Annotated in this window: 14 protein-coding genes and 1 tRNA gene; 9 read left to right on the forward strand and 6 right to left on the reverse strand. The window is 73.5% G+C overall.

Translation table 11 applies throughout. The features are described 5' to 3' along the window. Window positions 1-24 precede the first annotated feature (24 nt). The 9 genes from HUN58_RS12115 to HUN58_RS12155 all read left to right on the forward strand — a co-directional run bounded on the left by HUN58_RS12115 (window position 25) and on the right by HUN58_RS12155 (window position 10,885). The gene (locus HUN58_RS12115; protein ID WP_180224811.1) at window positions 25-1,449 is read left to right on the forward strand and encodes a glucose-6-phosphate dehydrogenase; all 1,425 of its coding nucleotides are present in this window, start codon (window positions 25-27) and stop codon (window positions 1,447-1,449) included. Window positions 1,450-1,550: 101 nt separating this feature from the next. After that, window positions 1,551-2,336, forward strand: a complete 786-nt coding sequence (locus tag HUN58_RS12120) for a dienelactone hydrolase family protein (protein ID WP_114850596.1) — start codon at window positions 1,551-1,553, stop codon at window positions 2,334-2,336. Window positions 2,337-2,447: 111 nt separating this feature from the next. Then, window positions 2,448-2,523: transfer RNA gene (locus HUN58_RS12125), tRNA-Arg, on the forward strand. Between the two features lie 347 nt (window positions 2,524-2,870). After that, window positions 2,871-4,244 carry a cytosine permease gene (locus tag HUN58_RS12130; protein WP_058743069.1) on the forward strand — a complete coding sequence of 458 codons (1,374 nt, stop codon included), beginning with the start codon at window positions 2,871-2,873 and terminating at the stop codon, window positions 4,242-4,244. 127 nt (window positions 4,245-4,371) lie between these two features. Next, window positions 4,372-5,928 (forward strand): hydantoinase/oxoprolinase N-terminal domain-containing protein, encoded by a 1,557-nt coding sequence (locus HUN58_RS12135; protein ID WP_180224812.1) that lies wholly within the window; start codon window positions 4,372-4,374, stop codon window positions 5,926-5,928. Then, window positions 5,925-7,064: a DUF917 domain-containing protein gene (locus HUN58_RS12140; protein WP_180224813.1), complete on the forward strand. Its 1,140-nt coding sequence runs from the start codon at window positions 5,925-5,927 to the stop codon at window positions 7,062-7,064. Before HUN58_RS12135 ends, HUN58_RS12140 begins: the two co-directional genes overlap by 4 nt. Then, window positions 7,061-8,176 carry a DUF917 domain-containing protein gene (locus HUN58_RS12145; RefSeq protein ID WP_180224814.1) on the forward strand — a complete coding sequence of 372 codons (1,116 nt, stop codon included), beginning with the start codon at window positions 7,061-7,063 and terminating at the stop codon, window positions 8,174-8,176. The genes HUN58_RS12140 and HUN58_RS12145 overlap by 4 nt, the downstream gene beginning before the upstream one ends. A 28-nt stretch (window positions 8,177-8,204) precedes the next feature. Next, window positions 8,205-9,281, forward strand: coding sequence for a DUF917 domain-containing protein (locus tag HUN58_RS12150; RefSeq protein WP_180224815.1), 1,077 nt, complete (start codon window positions 8,205-8,207; stop codon window positions 9,279-9,281). Beyond that, window positions 9,278-10,885 (forward strand): CdaR family transcriptional regulator, encoded by a 1,608-nt coding sequence (locus tag HUN58_RS12155; RefSeq protein WP_180224816.1) that lies wholly within the window; start codon window positions 9,278-9,280, stop codon window positions 10,883-10,885. Before HUN58_RS12150 ends, HUN58_RS12155 begins: the two co-directional genes overlap by 4 nt. Window positions 10,886-11,008: 123 nt before the next feature. On the opposite strand, the gene HUN58_RS12160 is transcribed toward HUN58_RS12155, so the two are convergent. The 6 genes from HUN58_RS12160 to HUN58_RS12185 all read right to left on the reverse strand — a co-directional run bounded on the left by HUN58_RS12160 (window position 11,009) and on the right by HUN58_RS12185 (window position 16,969). Beyond that, window positions 11,009-11,647: a pyridoxamine 5'-phosphate oxidase family protein gene (locus HUN58_RS12160; protein ID WP_217488525.1), complete on the reverse strand. Its 639-nt coding sequence runs from the start codon at window positions 11,645-11,647 to the stop codon at window positions 11,009-11,011. Beyond that, complete coding sequence (locus HUN58_RS12165; RefSeq protein ID WP_180224817.1) at window positions 11,644-12,546, reverse strand: creatininase family protein; 903 nt, start codon at window positions 12,544-12,546, stop codon at window positions 11,644-11,646. Before HUN58_RS12165 ends, HUN58_RS12160 begins: the two co-directional genes overlap by 4 nt. Continuing rightward, the gene (locus tag HUN58_RS12170; RefSeq protein WP_208745533.1) at window positions 12,543-13,928 is read right to left on the reverse strand and encodes an FAD-binding oxidoreductase; all 1,386 of its coding nucleotides are present in this window, start codon (window positions 13,926-13,928) and stop codon (window positions 12,543-12,545) included. The genes HUN58_RS12165 and HUN58_RS12170 overlap by 4 nt, the downstream gene beginning before the upstream one ends. 105 nt (window positions 13,929-14,033) lie before the next feature. Further along, a complete protein-coding gene (locus HUN58_RS12175; RefSeq protein ID WP_058743376.1) occupies window positions 14,034-15,221 on the reverse strand; it encodes a hypothetical protein in 1,188 nt (395 codons plus the stop codon). Window positions 15,222-15,332: 111 nt separating this feature from the next. Continuing rightward, the gene (locus HUN58_RS12180; RefSeq protein ID WP_141862492.1) at window positions 15,333-16,202 is read right to left on the reverse strand and encodes an ABC transporter permease; all 870 of its coding nucleotides are present in this window, start codon (window positions 16,200-16,202) and stop codon (window positions 15,333-15,335) included. Then, window positions 16,202-16,969: an ABC transporter ATP-binding protein gene (locus HUN58_RS12185; RefSeq protein ID WP_254631475.1), complete on the reverse strand. Its 768-nt coding sequence runs from the start codon at window positions 16,967-16,969 to the stop codon at window positions 16,202-16,204. The genes HUN58_RS12180 and HUN58_RS12185 overlap by 1 nt, the downstream gene beginning before the upstream one ends. Window positions 16,970-16,993: the final 24 nt, after the last annotated feature.

Genomic DNA, 16,993 nt, shown 5'->3' on the forward strand with positions numbered 1-16,993 from the left:
GAACGCGTGAGTACCGTCTGGGGCATGTCGAGCCTCCAGACCAGCCTGCTCATCCTCGGAGCCAGCGGCGACCTGTCCAAGCGGCTGCTGCTGCCCGGCCTCGCGACCCTGCTGGAGGTGAAGGAGGACTGGGACGTGCAGCTCGTCGGCGCCGGCGTCGAGGACCTCTCCGACGCCGACTGGAAGGCGCAGGTGAAGACCTCGTTCGAGAACGCCCAGGCGTCGAAGAACGAGGAGGACGAGGGCGCCCACGACGGCGGGGAACGGCTCGGCAAGCGGCTGCTCGACGTCGTCGCCGCCTCGACGTACCGCAAGGCCGACGTCACCGACGCCGACGACCTCCGGGCACTCCTCGCCGCGTGCGACCACGACCCGGCGGTCTACTTCGCGCTGCCGCCGGCGGTCACCGAGAAGAGCTGCGCGGTCCTGAAGGACCTCGACCTGCCGTCGGGCACGCGCCTGGCGCTCGAGAAGCCCTTCGGCACCGACGCCGCGAGCGCCGAGCACCTCAACGACGTGCTGCACTCCTTCCTGCCCGAGGAGCGGATCCACCGCGTCGACCACTTCCTCGGCCGCTCGACCGTGCTCAACCTGCTCGGCCTGCGCTTCGCGAACCGCATCGTCGAGCCGCTGCTGTCGTCGCAGCACGTCGCCCGCGTCGACATCGTCTACGACGAGACCCTCGGGCTCGAAGGTCGCGCGCGCTACTACGACAAGGCGGGCGCCCTGGTGGACATGATCCAGAGCCACCTGCTGCAGGTGATGGCGGTCGTCGCGATGGAGGCCCCGGCGTCGATCGACGCGGACGACCTGCGCACCCAGAAGGAGCTCGTCCTGCGCGCCGTCCGGCCGTGGGGCGGGGACGTGGTGGCCGCGGGCAAGCGGGCCCGCTACGCGGCGGGGACGATCGGGGACCGGTCGCTGCCGTCCTACGTCGACGAGGACGGCGTGGACCCGTCGCTCGGCACCGAGACGCTCGCGCAGCTCACCCTCGAGGTCGCGAACTGGCGGTGGGCCGGGGTGCCCTTCACGCTCCGCTCGGGCAAGGCGCTCGAACAGCAACGCCGCGAGATCGTCATCACGTTCAAGGACTCGCCGCACGTGCCGAACGGGCTCACCGGCGCCGAACGACCCGACAAGCTGCGGATCTGGATCGCGCCGGACGAGATGCAGCTCGAGCTCAACGTGAACGGCCCCGGCGACCCGTACACGATCGACCACACCTCGTTGACGACCACCTTCAACCCGGGTCGGCTGAGTGCCTACGGCGAGGTCCTCGCCGGGGTGCTCGAGGGCGACGCCACGCTGTCGGTGCGCGGGGACAGCGCGGTGCAGGGGTGGAGGGTCGTCGAGCCGTTCCTGCAGGCCTGGCGCGCGGGGGACACCCCGCTCGACGAGTACGCGGCGGGATCCGTCGGCCCCGACTCCTGGGACAACATCGACTGCTGACGCGGTGCGCGCGGTGCGCGCGGACGGACGGGAGGATCGTGGCGGGCCCCGCCACGATCCTCCCGTCCGTCTCCTGGTCGCGCGGCGTAGCGTCGCGCATCGTGAAGACCACCGACGACGTCCTGTCCACCGTCCCCGCTCCCGCCGGCTCCGACGTCCGCGTCGAGCCCGTCCGCTACGACCACGAGGGGACCGCGCTCCTCGGCGTCCTGGCGAAGGACCACGCGGAGTCCGGCCCGCGCCCCGCCGTCCTCGTCGTGCACGACTGGCACGGGGTCAACGAGCACGTCGAGGCCCGCGTCGCGATGCTCGCCCGCCTGGGGTACGTCGCGTTCGGTGCCGACGTCTACGGCGAGGGCGTCCGCCCGGGCGACGACACCGCCTCCGAGGTCGCCGGCTCGTTCTACCAGGACCTGCCGCTCTTCCGCGCCCGGCTGACCGCGGGGCTCGAACAGCTCCGCGAGGACCCCGACGTCGACCACTCGCGCATCGTCGTGATGGGCTACTGCTTCGGCGGTTCCGGCGCGCTCGAGCTCGCCCGCACCGGGGCGGACCTGGTCGGGGCCGTCTCCTTCCACGGCGGACTCATCGCGCACGACCCGTCGGACGCCGCCGCGATCCGGGCGAAGCTGCTCGTGCTCACCGGCGGCTCGGACCCGGTCGTCCCGGACAGCGCGGTCACCGCGTGGCAGGACGAGATGCGGGGCGCCCCGGAGGTCGACTGGCAGGTCGTGACGTACGCGGGTGCGATGCACGCGTTCGCGGTGCCGGGGACCGACGCCCCCGACCACGGCGCGCAGTACCAGGAGCGGGCGGACCGTCGGTCGTGGCAGGCGCTGCAGGTGTTCCTCGCCGAGGTGTTCGACGAGGAGCCGACCATCGTGTGAGTCATGCGACACGCCGAGGGGCCGGGTCGGCGCGGCTCGATTCGCGTTCCGCGCCGCACCTGTTGTAGAGTCTTCCACGGCCGCAAGGCCGGTTCGGCTGGAAAGCCGGATGCGCTCGTAGCTCAATGGATAGAGCATCTGACTACGGATCAGAAGGTTGGGGGTTCGAGTCCCTTCGAGCGCACCACACGAGAAGGCCCCGTCGCACTGCGGCGGGGCCTTCGTCGTTCCCGGGCGGGCCGGGGCGGTCGGGTCGGGCGTGCCGGGCCGGGTCGGGTCGGGTCGGGTCGGAGTCGGGCCGGGGTCGCGCACGCTAGCGATGGAGCACACGACGTCGCCCGCCGGGAGCGCACCCGACGTCCTCTGCTCCACCGACGCCGCACGCGCACCGAGACGGCTCCGCAGCGGGGTGTGCAGGGTGCACGGATTCACGTGCCCGTAACGACGACCTGCACGTTCTGCCGCTCCTGGCCCGTCACTACGGTTGCCCCAACCCGGTCGCCCGACCGGCACCCCTTCCCCAGGAGCATCCCGATGGCCAGTGCAGCGTCAGCACCACCAGCCCCGTCCGTCGTCGTCGACGACTACTCCCTGTCCCGTGTCCCCACCACCGCCCGCTACGGCTGGTTCCAGGTGGCCGTCCAACGGTTCGGTCAGATCTCCGCCCTGTCCCAGTTCCTCCTCGGCGCCACGCTCGGCTTCGGGATGGGGTTCTGGCAGGCGTTCTGGGCGATCACCCTCGGCGCCGTGATCCTCGAGATCGTGTCGGTCTTCGTCGGCGTCATCGGCATGCGCGAGGGACTGAACACCTCGGTCATCGCGCGCTGGACCGGGTTCGGCAAGGCCGGGTCCGCCCTCGTCGGCCTGGCGATCGGCCTGAGCCTGATCGGCTGGTTCGGCATCCAGTCCGGTGTCTCCGCCGCCGGGCTCGTCGCGATCCTGCCCGTGCTGCCGGCGTGGGCGTGGTCGCTCGTGTTCGGGCTGCTCGTCACGGCGATCGTGCTCCGCGGGTTCCACTCGATGCAGTGGCTCGCGAACGTGACCGTGCCGCTGTTCCTCATCCTGGTCGGGTGGGCGGTGGTCGTCGAGCTGAGCAAGCACTCGATCGCCGAGCTCGCCGCCAAGGCCCCCGCTGGCCCCGAACTGAGCTTCGTCGCCGGCACCACGCTGGTCGCTGGCGGCTTCATCGTCGGCGCCGTGATCACCCCGGACATGACCCGCTTCAACCGGTCGGTCGGCGACGTCGTCAAGCAGACCGCGCTCGGTGTGACCCTCGGCGAGTACGTCATCGGGCTCGCGGGCGTCCTGCTCGCCCACGCCGTCGGTTCGTCGGACATCACCCGCGTGATCACGTCGAGCGTCGGCTGGGTCGGCATCCTCGTGATCCTGCTCGGGACGTTCAAGATCAACGACTGGAACATCTACAGCTCGAGTCTCGGCGTCACGAACTTCATCGACGTCGTCTTCGGCAAGCAGGTGAACCGCGGTGTCGTCACCCTCGTGCTCGGTGTCGTCGGATCCGTGCTCGCCGCGGTCGGCTTCCTCGGTGCGTTCACCCCGTTCCTCATCGTCCTGGGCGTCGTCTTCCCGCCGATCGCCGGCATCATGGTCGCCGAGTACTTCGTCGTGAAGCGCTGGCGTCGTGAGCTCAGCGACAGCGAGTCGCTGCCGGCGACGAGCCCGACGTGGGTCCCCGCCACGCTCGTCATCTGGGTGATCGCCTCGGTCGTCGGCTACTTCGTCACCGTGGGCATCCCGTCGATCAACTCGGTCGTGATCGCCTTCGTCCTGTACGTGGTCGCCGGCAAGGCGGGCTGGGTCCGCGGCGTCGGTGTCAGCCGCACCGAGCAGGCGCCCACCGTCGCGGCGGCGGCGCCGGCTGCGCCCGCACCCGCTCCGGCGCCCTGAGACCGACGGCCGGCGTTCCCCCCACGTCGACCGTCGCCGACGTCGGCCGTGCCGCAGCCTCCTGATCCGGCCGCGGCACGGCCGACGCCACCCGCTCCACCATCCGCACCACCCCGAGAGGACCCCCATGCGCATCGGCATCGACGTCGGCGGCACGAACACGGACGCCGTCCTGATGGACGGCAGCACGGTCGCCGCGGCCGTGAAGCGATCGACGAGCCAGGACGTGACCTCCGGCATCGTCGCGGCGCTCGCCGGGCTCCGCGAGCAGCGCGACTTCGGGTCCGCCGACGTCGACGGCGTGATGATCGGCACGACGCACTTCATCAACGCCCTCATCGAGGCCCGCGGGCTCGCCCCGACCGCAGCCGTCCGGCTCGGGCTCCCGGCCACCGCCTCGCTGCCGCCGTACACCGACTGGCCGGAGCGGCTCGTCGGCGCCGTGCAGGGCCGGGCGTTCCTCGCGCACGGCGGGCACGAGTTCGACGGCCGGGTGATCTCGCCGCTGGACCTCGAGGAGCTCAAGCGGCACGCCGCCGTGATCGCCGCCGCCGGCATCCGCTCGGTCGCGATCTCGTCGGTGTTCTCGCCGATCAACGACGAGTTCGAGCAGCGCGCGCAGGAGATCCTGGCCGCCGAGCTCGGGCCGGACGTCGCGTTCTCGCTGTCGAGCGAGATCGGCCGCATCGGCCTGCTCGAGCGGGAGAACGCCACGATCATCAACGCCGCGCTCCGGGAGCTCGCAGACACCATCGTCGACGGGCTGTCCGGCTCGGTGGCGTCGAGCGGCATCGAGGCGCCGCTCTTCCTCAGCCAGAACGACGGCACCCTGATGGACGTCGAGTACGCCCGGCGCTACCCGGTCGCGACGTTCGCGTCCGGCCCGACGAACTCCATGCGCGGCGCCGCGGTGCTCTCCGGCTTCGACACGTGCGCGGTCGTCGACGTCGGCGGGACCACGAGCGACGTCGGCGTCCTGACCGGCGGGTTCCCGCGCGAGGCCACCGGCGAGGTCGCGGTCGCCGGGATCCGCACGAACTTCCGGATGCCCGACGTGCTGTCGATCGGCATCGGCGGCGGGTCCCGCATCCGCGAGGACGGCGCGGTCGTCGGACCGGACTCGGTCGGGTACCGCCTGGTCGACGAGGCACTCGTGTTCGGTGGGGACACCCTCACCGCCACCGACGTCGCGGTCCGCGGCGGCCGGGGCACGGTGGGCGACGCCGCACGGGTCGCCGGGGTGCCCGCCGAGGTCGCCGAGCGGGCCCTCGCGGTGATCGCCGAGCGCGTCGCCGACGTCGTCGAGCGCATGCGCACCTCGTCCGCGCCGCTGCCCGTGGTCGCGGTCGGCGGGGGATCGGTGCTGCTGCCGGACACCCTGCCCGGGCTCGGGACGGTGCACCGGCCGGAGCACTACTCGGTCGCGAACGCGATCGGCGCCGCCATCGCGCAGGTGTCCGGCGAGGTCGACAAGGTCTACGCGATCAGCGACGGCAAGCGGTCCGCGGTCGTCGACGAGGCCCGGCAGGAGGCCGTCGACCGTGCAGTCGCGGCCGGCGCCGACCCGTCGAGCGTCGCGATCGTCGACTTCGACGAGGTCCCGATCCCGTACCTGCCCGGTAACGCCACCCGTATCCGGGCGAAGGCCGTCGGGGACCTCGCACTCGGGGCCCTCGTCCGATGAGCACCGTCGAGAGCCCGGTCGGGACACTCGCAGGCACCCGGCCGCTCACCACCATCGACGGTGACTGCTCCGCGCTCGCCCGGGGCGCCGCGATCCTCGGCACCGGCGGCGGCGGCGACCCGTACATCGGCCGGCTGCTCGCCGAGGCCGCCGTCCGTGCGCACGGCCCGGTGCCGGTGGTGCAGGTCGAGGACCTGCCCGACGACGCCGTCGTGCTCAACGTCGCGATGATCGGCGCGCCGAGCGTGATGGTCGAGAAGACCCCGTCCGCCGGGCAGTTCGCCGAGGCGGTCCGCAGCCTGGCCGCGCACCTCGGGGTCACGCCGACACACATCGCGTGCATCGAGGTCGGCGGGGTCAACTCGACGAGTCCGATCGTCGCCGCGGCCGAGCTCGGCCTGCCGCTCGTCGACGGCGACGCGATGGGCCGCGCCTTCCCGGAGGTCCAGATGGTCCTGCCGACGCTCGCCGGGGTCCGCGCGACGCCGATGGCGCTCGCGGACGAGAAGGGCAACTCGGTCGTGTTCGACACCGTCGACAACCGGTGGGCGGAGCGGCTCGCCCGCACCGCGACCGTCGAGATGGGCTGCTCCGCGATCACCGCGAACTACGCCATGAGCGGTGCACAGGTCCGCGACTCGTACGTCCGCGGCAGCCTGTCGCTGTGCGTCCGGCTCGGGGAGGCCCTGGTCGACGCGCGCGCCGCGAACGAGGACCCCGTCGACGCGGTCGCGTCGGTCCTGGGGGGTCGGGTCACCTTCACCGGCAAGGTCACGGACGTCGAGCGGAAGACCGTCACGGGGTTCGCCCGCGGGACCGCCCACCTGACCGGGTCGGGCAGCGACACCGGCCGGGAGGCCCTGCTCCGGTTCCAGAACGAGCACCTGCTGGTCGAGGTGGCCGGGTCGGTACGCACCACGGCACCGGACCTCATCGTCACGCTGGACGCCGACACCGGCGAACCGATCACCACCGAGGGCCTGCGGTTCGGCGCGCGCGTCCGGATCGTCACCGCGCCGGCCGACCCGCGCTGGCACACCCCGGCGGGCCTCGCGCTCGCCGGCCCGAGGTACTTCGGCTACGACACCCCGGCGGTCCGCCACGACGGCACCGTCAGCGAGGGAGAGCACGCATGAGCTGGACGATCGACGTCGACGACCTGCCCGACCTGGCCCGGGGCGCGGCGATCCTGGGCACCGGCGGCGGCGGCGACCCGACGGTGGGGATGCTGCTCGTCCGCGCGGCGATCACGGAGCACGGCCCCGTCACGATCCTCGACCCCGACGAGGTCCCCGACGATGCCCTCGTCATCCCGACGGCGCAGATGGGCGCCCCGACCGTCGTGCTCGAACGACTCCCGGCGGGCCCGGAGCCGCTCGGTGCCCTGCGACGGCTCGAGCAGCACCTCGGCCGCACCGCGACCGCGACCATGCCCATCGAGTGCGGCGGCATCAACTCGATGATCCCGCTCCTCGTGGGGGCCACCGGGGGACTGCCGGTGGTCGACGCGGACGGCATGGGCCGCGCGTTCCCGGAGCTGCAGATGGAGACGTTCTCGGTGTACGGCGTCCCCGGGTCGCCGCTCGCGATCAGCGACGAGAACGGCCACGGCGTCGTCATTTACACCGGGCACGACAACCGCCAGATGGAGTGGCTCGCCCGCGGCGTCACGATCCGGCTCGGCGGCGTCGCGTACATCGCCGAGTACGCCATGACCGGACGCCAGGTCCGCGAGACCGCGGTGCCGCGCACGTTGTCCCTCGCGCTCGCCGTCGGTCGTGCCGTGCGGGTCGCCCGCGAGGAGCACCGCGACCCCGTCGAGGGCCTCGCCGAGGCGTTCTCGCAGACGATCTACACGCACCTGCGCGAGCTGTTCGACGGCAAGGTCGTCGACGTCGAGCGCCGCACGGTGGACGGGTTCGCGAAGGGCCGCGCGACCGTGCAGGGCGCCGACGGGTCCGAGCTCGAGATCGCCTTCCAGAACGAGAACCTCGTGGCGCGACGCGACGGCCGGCTCGTCGCCGTCGTGCCGGACCTGATCTGCGTCCTCGACGCGGAGACCGCCGAGCCGATCACGACCGAGCGGCTCCGGTACGGGCAGCGCGTCCGGGTGGTCGGGGTCTCGACGCCCGACCTCATGCGCACCCCGGAGGCACTCGCCGTCTTCGGACCTTCGTGCTTCGGGCTCGACGACGCCTTCGTGCCCGTCGAGGACCTGCACGAACGGGTGCCGGTGGGGGCGCGCTGAGCCGCGCCGATGCGCGAGGATCGACGGTGTGCACCAGGGCGAGCAGCGTGACGGAGCCGTGACGAGCCTCCAGGCCGTCGACGTCGACGACCTCGGTCGCGGCACCGCGCTCCTGGGGTGCGGTGGCGGCGGTCAGGTCGACCACATGCTGCACGCGCTGCGGACCGCGCTCGGCGCGGCCGCGGTGCCCGTCGTGCCGCTGGACGGCGCCCTCGGGTCGGTGGTGGCGGTCGGGCTGATCGGGTCCACGACCGTGCTCGAGGAGAAGACCCCGAGCGGTCGTGAACTGCCGGACGCGCTCGCGGCCGTCGAGCGCTGGACCGGTCGGCGGGCGGACGCCGTCGTCGCGGCGCAGATCGGCGGGGTCACCGGACCCGCGGCCGCGCTGACGGCCGTGGCGGCCGGGCTGCCGCTCGTCGACGCCGACCTGGTCGGTCGGGCGACGCCACGGATCGACCAGCTGTCCCTGTTCGTCGACCCGGTCCCGGTCACCGCGGCCGCCGTCACGTCGAGCGGGCTCCGCATCGTCGTCGACGCCCCCGACCCGAGCGACCTCGAGACGGTGTGGCGCGAGGCGGTGTCGCACAGCGGCGGGTGGGCGGCGTTCGCGATCGGCCCCGTCGACGCCGGGACGCTCGCGGACCGCGCCGTCCTGGGCAGTGTCAGCCGCGCGCTCCGTGCCGGACGGGCCGCTGCCGGGGCGCGCGACGTCGGCGCGCTCGCGGCCGCGGTCGGTGGTCGGCTGGTCGCCCACGGTCGGGTGCTCGACGTGCAGCGCGGGGGCGACGCCGTGGCCTTCGTGCACGGGTCGATGGCACTGCAGGACCTCGGGTCGGGGGCCGTCGTCCGGGTCGAGGCCGGGAGCGAGTGGGTGCACTGCCTGGTCGACGGTGAGCCGGTCGCGGCCACCCCGAGCTGCATCGTCGTCGTCGACGCACGGTCCCTGCGGCCCGTGGCGACCGACCGCGCCCGCGTCGGCGACGAGCTCGCCGTGCTCGTGCTCCCGGGGGCCCCGTGGTGGTGGGCGGACCCGCGCCGGACGGAACGGGTCTCGCCGCGGGCGTTCGGCATCGACGCCGACCCCGTGCCGGAGGTCGCCGCGTGATCCCCGTCGCGGAGTTCCTGCCGCTGCTGCCGACCGGCACCGAGGTGCTCGTGGGACCGGTGACCGGCACCGTCGCGGCGGTCCGCGGGGTCGTCGGCACGCCGGAGCAGGTCGGCCGGACGCTCACCCCGCAGGACGACGCGGTCGTGCTGCTCACCCCCGTGGCCCGCTTCGACGCCCGGTTCGACGTGCTGCTGCGCCGTGCCGCGTCCGCCCGTGTCGCCGTCCTCGTCGTCGCCGTGGCCGAGGACACCCCGCTGCCCGGGCCGGGGACCGCGGCGCTCGCCGACCGGCTCGGGGTCGGGGTGCTCGCGACGCCCGACCCGTGGACGACGTCGGTGCGGGTGCACGAGCTGATCGGCACCGGCGACGCCCCGGCCGCACGGGCCGCGGTCGTCGCCGCGCGCGCCGGGCTCGACGCCGGCCCCGAGCTCGAGGACCTGTTCACCCGGCTCGAGGCGGACCTCGGGCACCCGATGCGGTTCCTCGACGCCTCCGGTCGGCCGCTCCGCGGGGCCGGGGTCGCGCCGTCGACGGCCGCGTTGCTCGCCCGGACCGTCGGCACGAGCGAGCCGGTGTGGGCGACGGACCCCGGCGACGGCGCCTCGTCCGGCGGTGCTGGCTCGTCGGGCGGTGCTGGCTCGTCAAGCGGTGCTGCGTCGTCGGGCGGCGCTGCCGAGACGGTCGTCGCCGTGCCGGTGCCGACCGGCATCGGGCCGCGCGCCTGGCTGGCCGTCGGGCTGACCGCGCCGCTCCGCGCCGAGCGGGCCACGCTCGCCACGGCGCTGCGGGTCGCGGCGGTCGCGGCCGGGCACCGCCTCGTGCTCACCCGGCTCGACGACGAACGCGACGCCCGCTACCGGATGGCGATGCTCGACGACCTCCGCACGGCCGACGGGGCACCCGCGCCGCCGCTCGTGCAGCGCACCATCGCCGCGGGGTGGCAGCTCGACGCGTGGCACGTCGGCATCCGGCTGGTCGCCCGCGGACCCGTCGACGCCGTCGCCCTGCGCCGCGAGGTCGAGATGGCCTTCGACGGCGAGGGCCTGGACATCGTCGTGGTCGAGCAGACCGACGGCTGGGCCCTCTGGTGCTCCGTGCCGCACGAGCCGGACCGGGCCGCCGTGGCCGCCCTCGCCGCCTCCGTCCGGTCCGCCCAGAACGCGCTGCGCTCGGCCGTCGACACGAACGCCGGCGTCGGGAGCGTGCACGCCGGTCCCGCCGGACTCGTCCGGACCCTCGGCGAGGCCGGCGACGCCGTGCGCCTGGCCGCGGCCCGGCCGGAGTCGGGGTGGTTCGTGCACGTCGACCGTCTGGGACTGGCGCAGCTGCTGCTCGCGTGGACGCAGACCGACACGTTCCTGCCGGCAGCCGAGCAGCTCCTCGCCCCGCTCGAGCGCGGCGGGGGAGCGCTCCGGTCGACCCTGGCGGCGTACCTCGACGCGGAGTCGTCCGTCGCCGAGACCGCGGCCGTGCTCGGGGTGCACCGGAACACCGTCGCGGACCGGATCGACCGGGTGCAGCGGTTGCTCGGCGTCGACCTCGGCGACCCGGAGACGCGGCTCGCGCTGCACCTGGCGACGCGGGCGCTCGGCGGGGCGTAGCGCGCGGCGCCCGGCGTCGCGTGCGCGGGTCGAACCACGTTCCCGACGCCGAACCGAGCGGCCCCGCTGGTTCGACGTCGGGGACGTGGTTCGAAGCCGCCGAGTGCGGGCACAGCACGCCGGTCAGCCCGGCCAGGACTCCTGCGACCACGAGCCGTCCGGGCCCCGCTCGTAGGCCGTCCGGTGGCTCGCGGCGTCGACAGCACCGCGCCAGAACACCATCCGCCGCGGGGCCAGCGCGTACCCGGCCCACGTCGACGGCGGGTCGAGCGCAGCACCACCGCGCGATGCCGTGAAGTCCGCCCAGACCCGTCGCCGGTGCTCGGGGTCACGCTCCGCGGCCTCGCGGTCGTTCACCCACGCGAGCACCTGCAGGTACCGCGTGCGGGCGGCGTAGGCGGCTCGGGCCTCGGCGTCCGTCACGGGTGCGACGTCGCCGACGACGACGAGCTGCCGGGCCACCTCCGGCCAGACGAGGGTCACCGCCGCACGGGCGAGCGCGGCGAGCTCGGCCGCCTTCCGGCTCCTCGCGTCGGTGTGGAAGTGCAGGCGCTCCCCGTCGAACCGCGACAGCAGCACGGTCCGGGCGTCGGGGTAGCCGTCGAGCCCGACCGTCGACAGCGTCATCGTCGGACCCGGGCCGTCCTCGGCCGACGGCAGCCAGGCCGCCGCCAGGACGAGCGGGTCGACCAGGGCGGCCGGGTCGGCCGGGGCAGCGGCGTCGCCGGTCGCGGCCGCCGCCTGCCCCGCCAGCACGGTCACGACACCGCCACCACAGCGGGAACGGCGGCACCACCGACCCCGGCGGCGCCACCCGCGCCGGGACCACCCGCGCCGGCACCACCCGCGACGGCGCCGGCACCGGCCGCCGGCCGTGCCACCGCCGGGTCGAAGCGCGCGATCTCGTGCAGCGACGCCACCGCCTCGTCGAGCGACACGTCCCACAGCGCCTGCCCGTACGCCGCCGTGGCCCGGCTCGCGTCGCCGACGACCCCGGGCGTCCCGAAGTCGTTCGACAGCCAGCCGAACGACACCGGCCCGCCGTTGAACCGGATCCGCTCGAACTCGGCCAGGTGGTCGGGCACCCACCGCTCGGCGAGCGACATGTCGACCAGGTCCGGCCGCAGGTGCAGGATCATCGACGTCTCGGCCGCACCGCCGTGGATCCCGAGGCCGCGCTCGTCGGCGTCCTCGCCCGAGGGGCCGGGGACCCGCGCGAGCGTCGGCATGAGGAACGTCTTCAGCCCGTAGCGCTTCCGGATCTCCCGCAGCGCGACCTGCAGGAGCGCGACGTTCCCGCCGTGTCCGTTCGCGAACACGAGCGAGCCGGCGCCCATCAGCGCGACCGCCCGTCCGACCTGGACCGCGGTGTCGAACATCGTCGACTCGTCGAGCCACACGGTCCCCGGCGCCCAGCTGTGCTCGTCGGACTTCGTGAACGCGATGGTGGGGAGCTGCCAGACGTCCAGGCCCTCGGCGGCGGCCCGTTCGACGGCGGCGCCCCCGATCCGGTCGGCGAGCAGGAAGTCGGTGACGAGCGGCAGGTGCGGGCCGTGGTGCTCGACGGCACCGGTCGGCTGCACGACGATCGAGTCGGGACCGAGCCCCGCGGCCACCGCCGGGCCGGACAGCTCGGCGAGCAGCCGTGAGCCGGCGGTCACTTGCCGAACCCCGGGACGACCGGCTGCGCCGACGCCGTCGAGCCACCGCTGACCACGAGCGACGGGTCGATCACGTGCCCCGGGTTGAGCAGCCCCTCGGGGTCGGTGCGCTGCTTGAGCGCCACGAGCTCCTCGACGCCGTGGTCGACGTAGTACTGGTGCGGACTGTGCACCCGGACCCCCAGGTCGCGGAGCAGCGGGTACCCGGCGTAGACGTCCTCGGCCCCGGTGTACGGCGCGGTGAGCATCCCGATCGGGCCGACGTGCGCCGCCTCGATGTGCAGCATCCCGCCCGGGTACACGGCCTCGACCTCGGCGATCCGGTCGATCAGGGCCTCGCCGCCGACCTCGACGTGGAACCACTCGGTGTCCGGGGTGTTCCGCTTGAGCCACCAGATCGGGTGGTTGTAGGACAGCATCGACACCTTGGTGGTCTGCTGCAGGCCCTCGCGGACGTCCAGCACGCTCCCGCCGGCCTGCTCGATCAGCGCCCGTGCCTCGTCGAGCACGGCGTCGTCGACGATCGCTCGCAGGCTGGCCCGGTCGTCCGGGATCGCGGCGTCCGAGGGCAGCGTCGCGGCGACCTCGGCGCGGTCGGCGCTGACGAGCCGGGGCACGGGGTCGAGCCCGCGGAGCGTCCGCACGGCGACGAGGGCCTCCTCGAACGTCGGGAACGACGCGTACACGGCACGCCACTCCTGCAGCGGTTCGAGCCGGACGGTGGCGCGGGCGATGATCCCCGCGGTGCCGTAGGTGTGCACGAACGGCTGCGCCTCGTCGCCCTCGACGTGCAGCAGTCCGTCGGCGCCGGGCAGCGCGACGTCGAGCGCCGTGACGAAGCCCTGCCAGTTCGACCCGTGCGCGATGGACCCGGTGCCCCCGGACCCGCCGGACAGGAACCCGCCGATCGTGGACTGCGCGGTGGACGGGTACATCCAGAGCTGCTGGCCGGTGGCGGCGGCGGCCTGCTCGAGCGCGACCATCGAGGCGCCGGCCTCGGCCGTGACCCAGCCGTCGCCGACCTCGACGACGGCGCGCGCCCGCGAGGTGTCGAGCACGAGTCCGCCGTGCAGCGGGATGCCCTGGCCGTAGTTGCCGGTGCCCTTCCCCCGCGTGGTGACGGGGACGCCGTGCCGGACGGCGGCGCGCAGGGTGGCCGCGACGTCGTCGGCCGACGCGGGGTAGGCGACGAGGTCGGCGAGGCCGAGGGGCAGCTGCGCGCTGAGGATGGGGCTCATGGTCGCCTCGTCGACGGAGGCGCGGGCGCGGGTGCGCTCGTCGGCGCTCACCCCGCGCTCGCCGAGGAGCGTGACGAGATCGGCGCGGAGCGCCGCCAGGGCGGCGGGGGTGACGGTGGTGGCGGCGGGGGTGACGGTGGTCATGCTCACTCCTGTGGGGTGGGTGGTGCGGGAACGGCGGACGGGAGGCGCGGGGCGGGCGTGCCCCGCGCCTCCCGTCCGGTGGTGGGTCGGCTCAGCCGACCCGGGTCACTTGCCGAGCCCGATCTGCTTGTCGAGGAACTCGTTCGTGTACAGGTCCGAGGCCTTGAGGTCGCTCTTCACGTCGCCGGAGCCGGCGAAGACGGGCTTCGCCTTCTCGATGAAGTCCTGCATGCGCTGGTCGTCGACGGAACCGATGTACCCGTCGGTGTCCTTCGCGATGCCGAGCTTCACCATCTGCGCGGCGGCGAACGCACCGACCTTCGAGTCGTACGTCCAGCCGTTGTTGTACTGCTGCACGAGCTTCGTGATCAGGTCGTTCGTCGCCTGGGGTGCCTTCAGGTAGTCGACGTCGGCCTGCTGCATCACGGGGACGAGCTTCTGCAGGCACGGGGTGAGCTTCGTCAGGTCGCCGCTGCGCACGGACATCGCCTCGGGGTAGGGGTTCCACCCGGTGCTCGAGATGAGCGCGTAGTCGACCTTCTTGCCCCAGGCCGCGACCTGGTTCTGGTAGATGTACGGCTCGGCGGTCGCGAAGCCCTGCTGCGCGTCCTTGCCGCCGGCCGACACGAACTTCGACGGGGTGCCGTCGTAGCTGCCGTCGAGGACGCTCTTCGGCAGGGTGCCGGACTGCTCGAGGTAGGTCATGTACGCGGCGCCGTTGAAGTAGCGGACGACACCGCCGTCCTTCGCCAGGGCCTTGCCGAGGCTCGCGATGCTGTCGACCTTCGGGTAGGTCTTCGGGTCCCACATGATCGCCATCGGGGACGTGTCGTTCTCGGCGAAGACGGACGTGGTCGGCAGGTTGCCGGAGAACTGCACGGCCTCGTCGGTGGAGACGTAACCGAGGGTGATCGACTTGTCCTGGTACATCTGCGACGAGACCTTCGAGTAGCCGATCGCGGGGCCGCCGGCGCGGATCTCGAGCTTGACGCCCGTGCTCTTGCCGTTGGCGTACAGGTCGCCGGTGACGGTCTTGCCCGAGGCGTCGATCTGCGGGTCCGGCCCGAGCATCTGGTACAGGTGGCCGTGCTCGCCCTCGGGGTTCCAGTCGGTCTGGACGACGACGGTCGCGGGGCAGACCCCGGACAGGTCGACCTTCGGGCCGGAGGCGGACTGCGCGGTCGCGGCGGTCGTGCTCGATCCGGAGGACGAGCCGGCGGCACATCCGGTGAGGGCGAGCGCGGTCGCGGCGAGGGCGGCGGTCGCGACGCCGAGTCGGGTGGTGGTGCGCATGGAGGCTCCGTTCGTGGTGCGGGTCTCGTGGTGCTGTCGGGAAGGGGTGGTGCGGGGAGGGGTGGTGGGGGACGGGTGTGCTGTGGGGGTGGAGCGGGACCGGCGGGCCGGTCAGCTGAAGTCGTGCCAGCGCCCGACGGCCAGGCGGCCGACGAGTCCGAACACGAGGAAGACGGCGACGCCGTAGAGCGAGGCGATGATGATCGTCGCGTAGAGCTCCGCACCCATCAGGCGCGAGGCGGTGACCTGGATGAGGACGCCGAGGCCGGGGTTGCCGCGCTGGAAGAACTGGTCGCCGACGATCGCGCCGATGACGCTCAGGCCGGCCGAGGTGCGCAGGCCGACGAAGATCGACGGCAGGGCGGCGGGGAACTGCAGCTTCACGAGCCGGGCGAACCGGCTCGCCCGCTGCAGCCGGAACAGCTCGCGCTGCGCCCGGTCCGCGGACTGCAGGCCGAACAGGGTGTTCGACACCATCGGGAACAGGGCGATCATCACGGTGACGATGACCCGGCTGGCGAACTCGTAGCCGAACAGGGCGCCGATGAGCGGCACGAGCGCCAGGATCGGCACGCACTGCAGCACGACGGCGTACGGGTAGAGCGAGCGCTCGAGCCACTTCGCCTGCGCCATCGCCATCGCCCAGGCGACGCCGATCACGATCGCGAAGGCGAGTCCGACGAGCGACACCACGGTGGTGCGGCCGAGGGCGGACCACAGGTCGGTGCCGAAGGTGGAGGGCGACCCGTCCGGCATCGTCGGCGCGACGATCGCCTTGAGCACGAGGTGCGGGTACGGCACCAGGAAGGCGAGCCCGCGGACGTGGTCGTAGTACGCCGCCGCCGCGTACCAGATGCCGACGAGCACGGCGAGGACGACGAGCGGCGGCCACCACGTGACGGCACGACGGGGACGGCCGGCGGTGCGGCGCGCGGCGGTCCGGACGGCCCGGGCCTCGGAGACCTCCTGCAGGGTGACCATCAGCGGTGTCCTTCCCGGAGTGCGTGCGAGACCTCGCCGACCAGTTCGGCGAACTCGGGGGTGAAGCGGATGTCGGGGTCGCGGGGCATCGGGAACGGCACCTCGAACCGGCCGACGATGCTGCCCGGACGGCCGGACATCACGATGACCTCGGTGGACAGGTACACGGCCTCGGACACCGAGTGCGTGATGAACAGGCCGGCGAAGCGCTGCTCGACGAACAGGCGCAGGAGTTCGTCGTTGAGGCGCTCGCGGGTGATCTCGTCGAGGGCGCCGAACGGCTCGTCGAACAGGAACAGCTCCGGGTCGAGCGTCAGCGACCGGGCGAGCGAGACGCGCATCCGCATGCCGCCGGAGAGCTGCTTCGGCAGGTTCGTCTCGAAGCCGGTCAGCCCGACGAGGTCGATGGCGCGCGCGGCCCCGGCGGCTCGCTCGGCCTTCGGGACGTGGCCGAGCTCGGCGAGCAGCTCGACGTTGCCCTGCACCGAGCGCCATGGAAGCAGGGTGGCGTCCTGGAACACGTAGCCGATCCGGTCGGTCGCGACCCCGGCGGTGCCGTGCGACGCGGACTCGAGCCCGGAGGCGATGCGGAGCAGGGTCGACTTGCCGCAGCCGGAGGGGCCGACGACGGACACGAACTGTCCGCGGTCGACGGTCAGGTCGACGCCCTGCAGGGCGACGGTCCCGTTCGGGAAGGTCATCTCGACGTCGCGGAAGTCGAGCAGGGTGTCCGTCGCGGTGACGGGCGGTGGGGCGGTGGTGGTCACGGTCACCTCGGGTCCTCGGTGGGT

Source organism: Curtobacterium sp. Csp1 (assembly GCF_013347185.1).

What these genes read in the sequence shown, in the direction of transcription:
- HUN58_RS12130 (WP_058743069.1), top strand. Translation starts at nt 2,871, where the DNA reads ATGGCCAGTGCAGCGTCAGCACCACCAGCCCCGTCCGTCGTCGTCGAC.
- HUN58_RS12115 (WP_180224811.1), top strand. Translation starts at nt 25, where the DNA reads ATGTCGAGCCTCCAGACCAGCCTGCTCATCCTCGGAGCCAGCGGCGAC.
- HUN58_RS12180 (WP_141862492.1), bottom strand. Translation starts at nt 16,202, where the DNA reads ATGGTCACCCTGCAGGAGGTCTCCGAGGCCCGGGCCGTCCGGACCGCC.
- HUN58_RS12140 (WP_180224813.1), top strand. Translation starts at nt 5,925, where the DNA reads ATGAGCACCGTCGAGAGCCCGGTCGGGACACTCGCAGGCACCCGGCCG.
- HUN58_RS12135 (WP_180224812.1), top strand. Translation starts at nt 4,372, where the DNA reads ATGCGCATCGGCATCGACGTCGGCGGCACGAACACGGACGCCGTCCTG.
- HUN58_RS12175 (WP_058743376.1), bottom strand. Translation starts at nt 15,221, where the DNA reads ATGCGCACCACCACCCGACTCGGCGTCGCGACCGCCGCCCTCGCCGCG.
- HUN58_RS12170 (WP_208745533.1), bottom strand. Translation starts at nt 13,928, where the DNA reads ATGACCACCGTCACCCCCGCCGCCACCACCGTCACCCCCGCCGCCCTG.
- HUN58_RS12145 (WP_180224814.1), top strand. Translation starts at nt 7,061, where the DNA reads ATGAGCTGGACGATCGACGTCGACGACCTGCCCGACCTGGCCCGGGGC.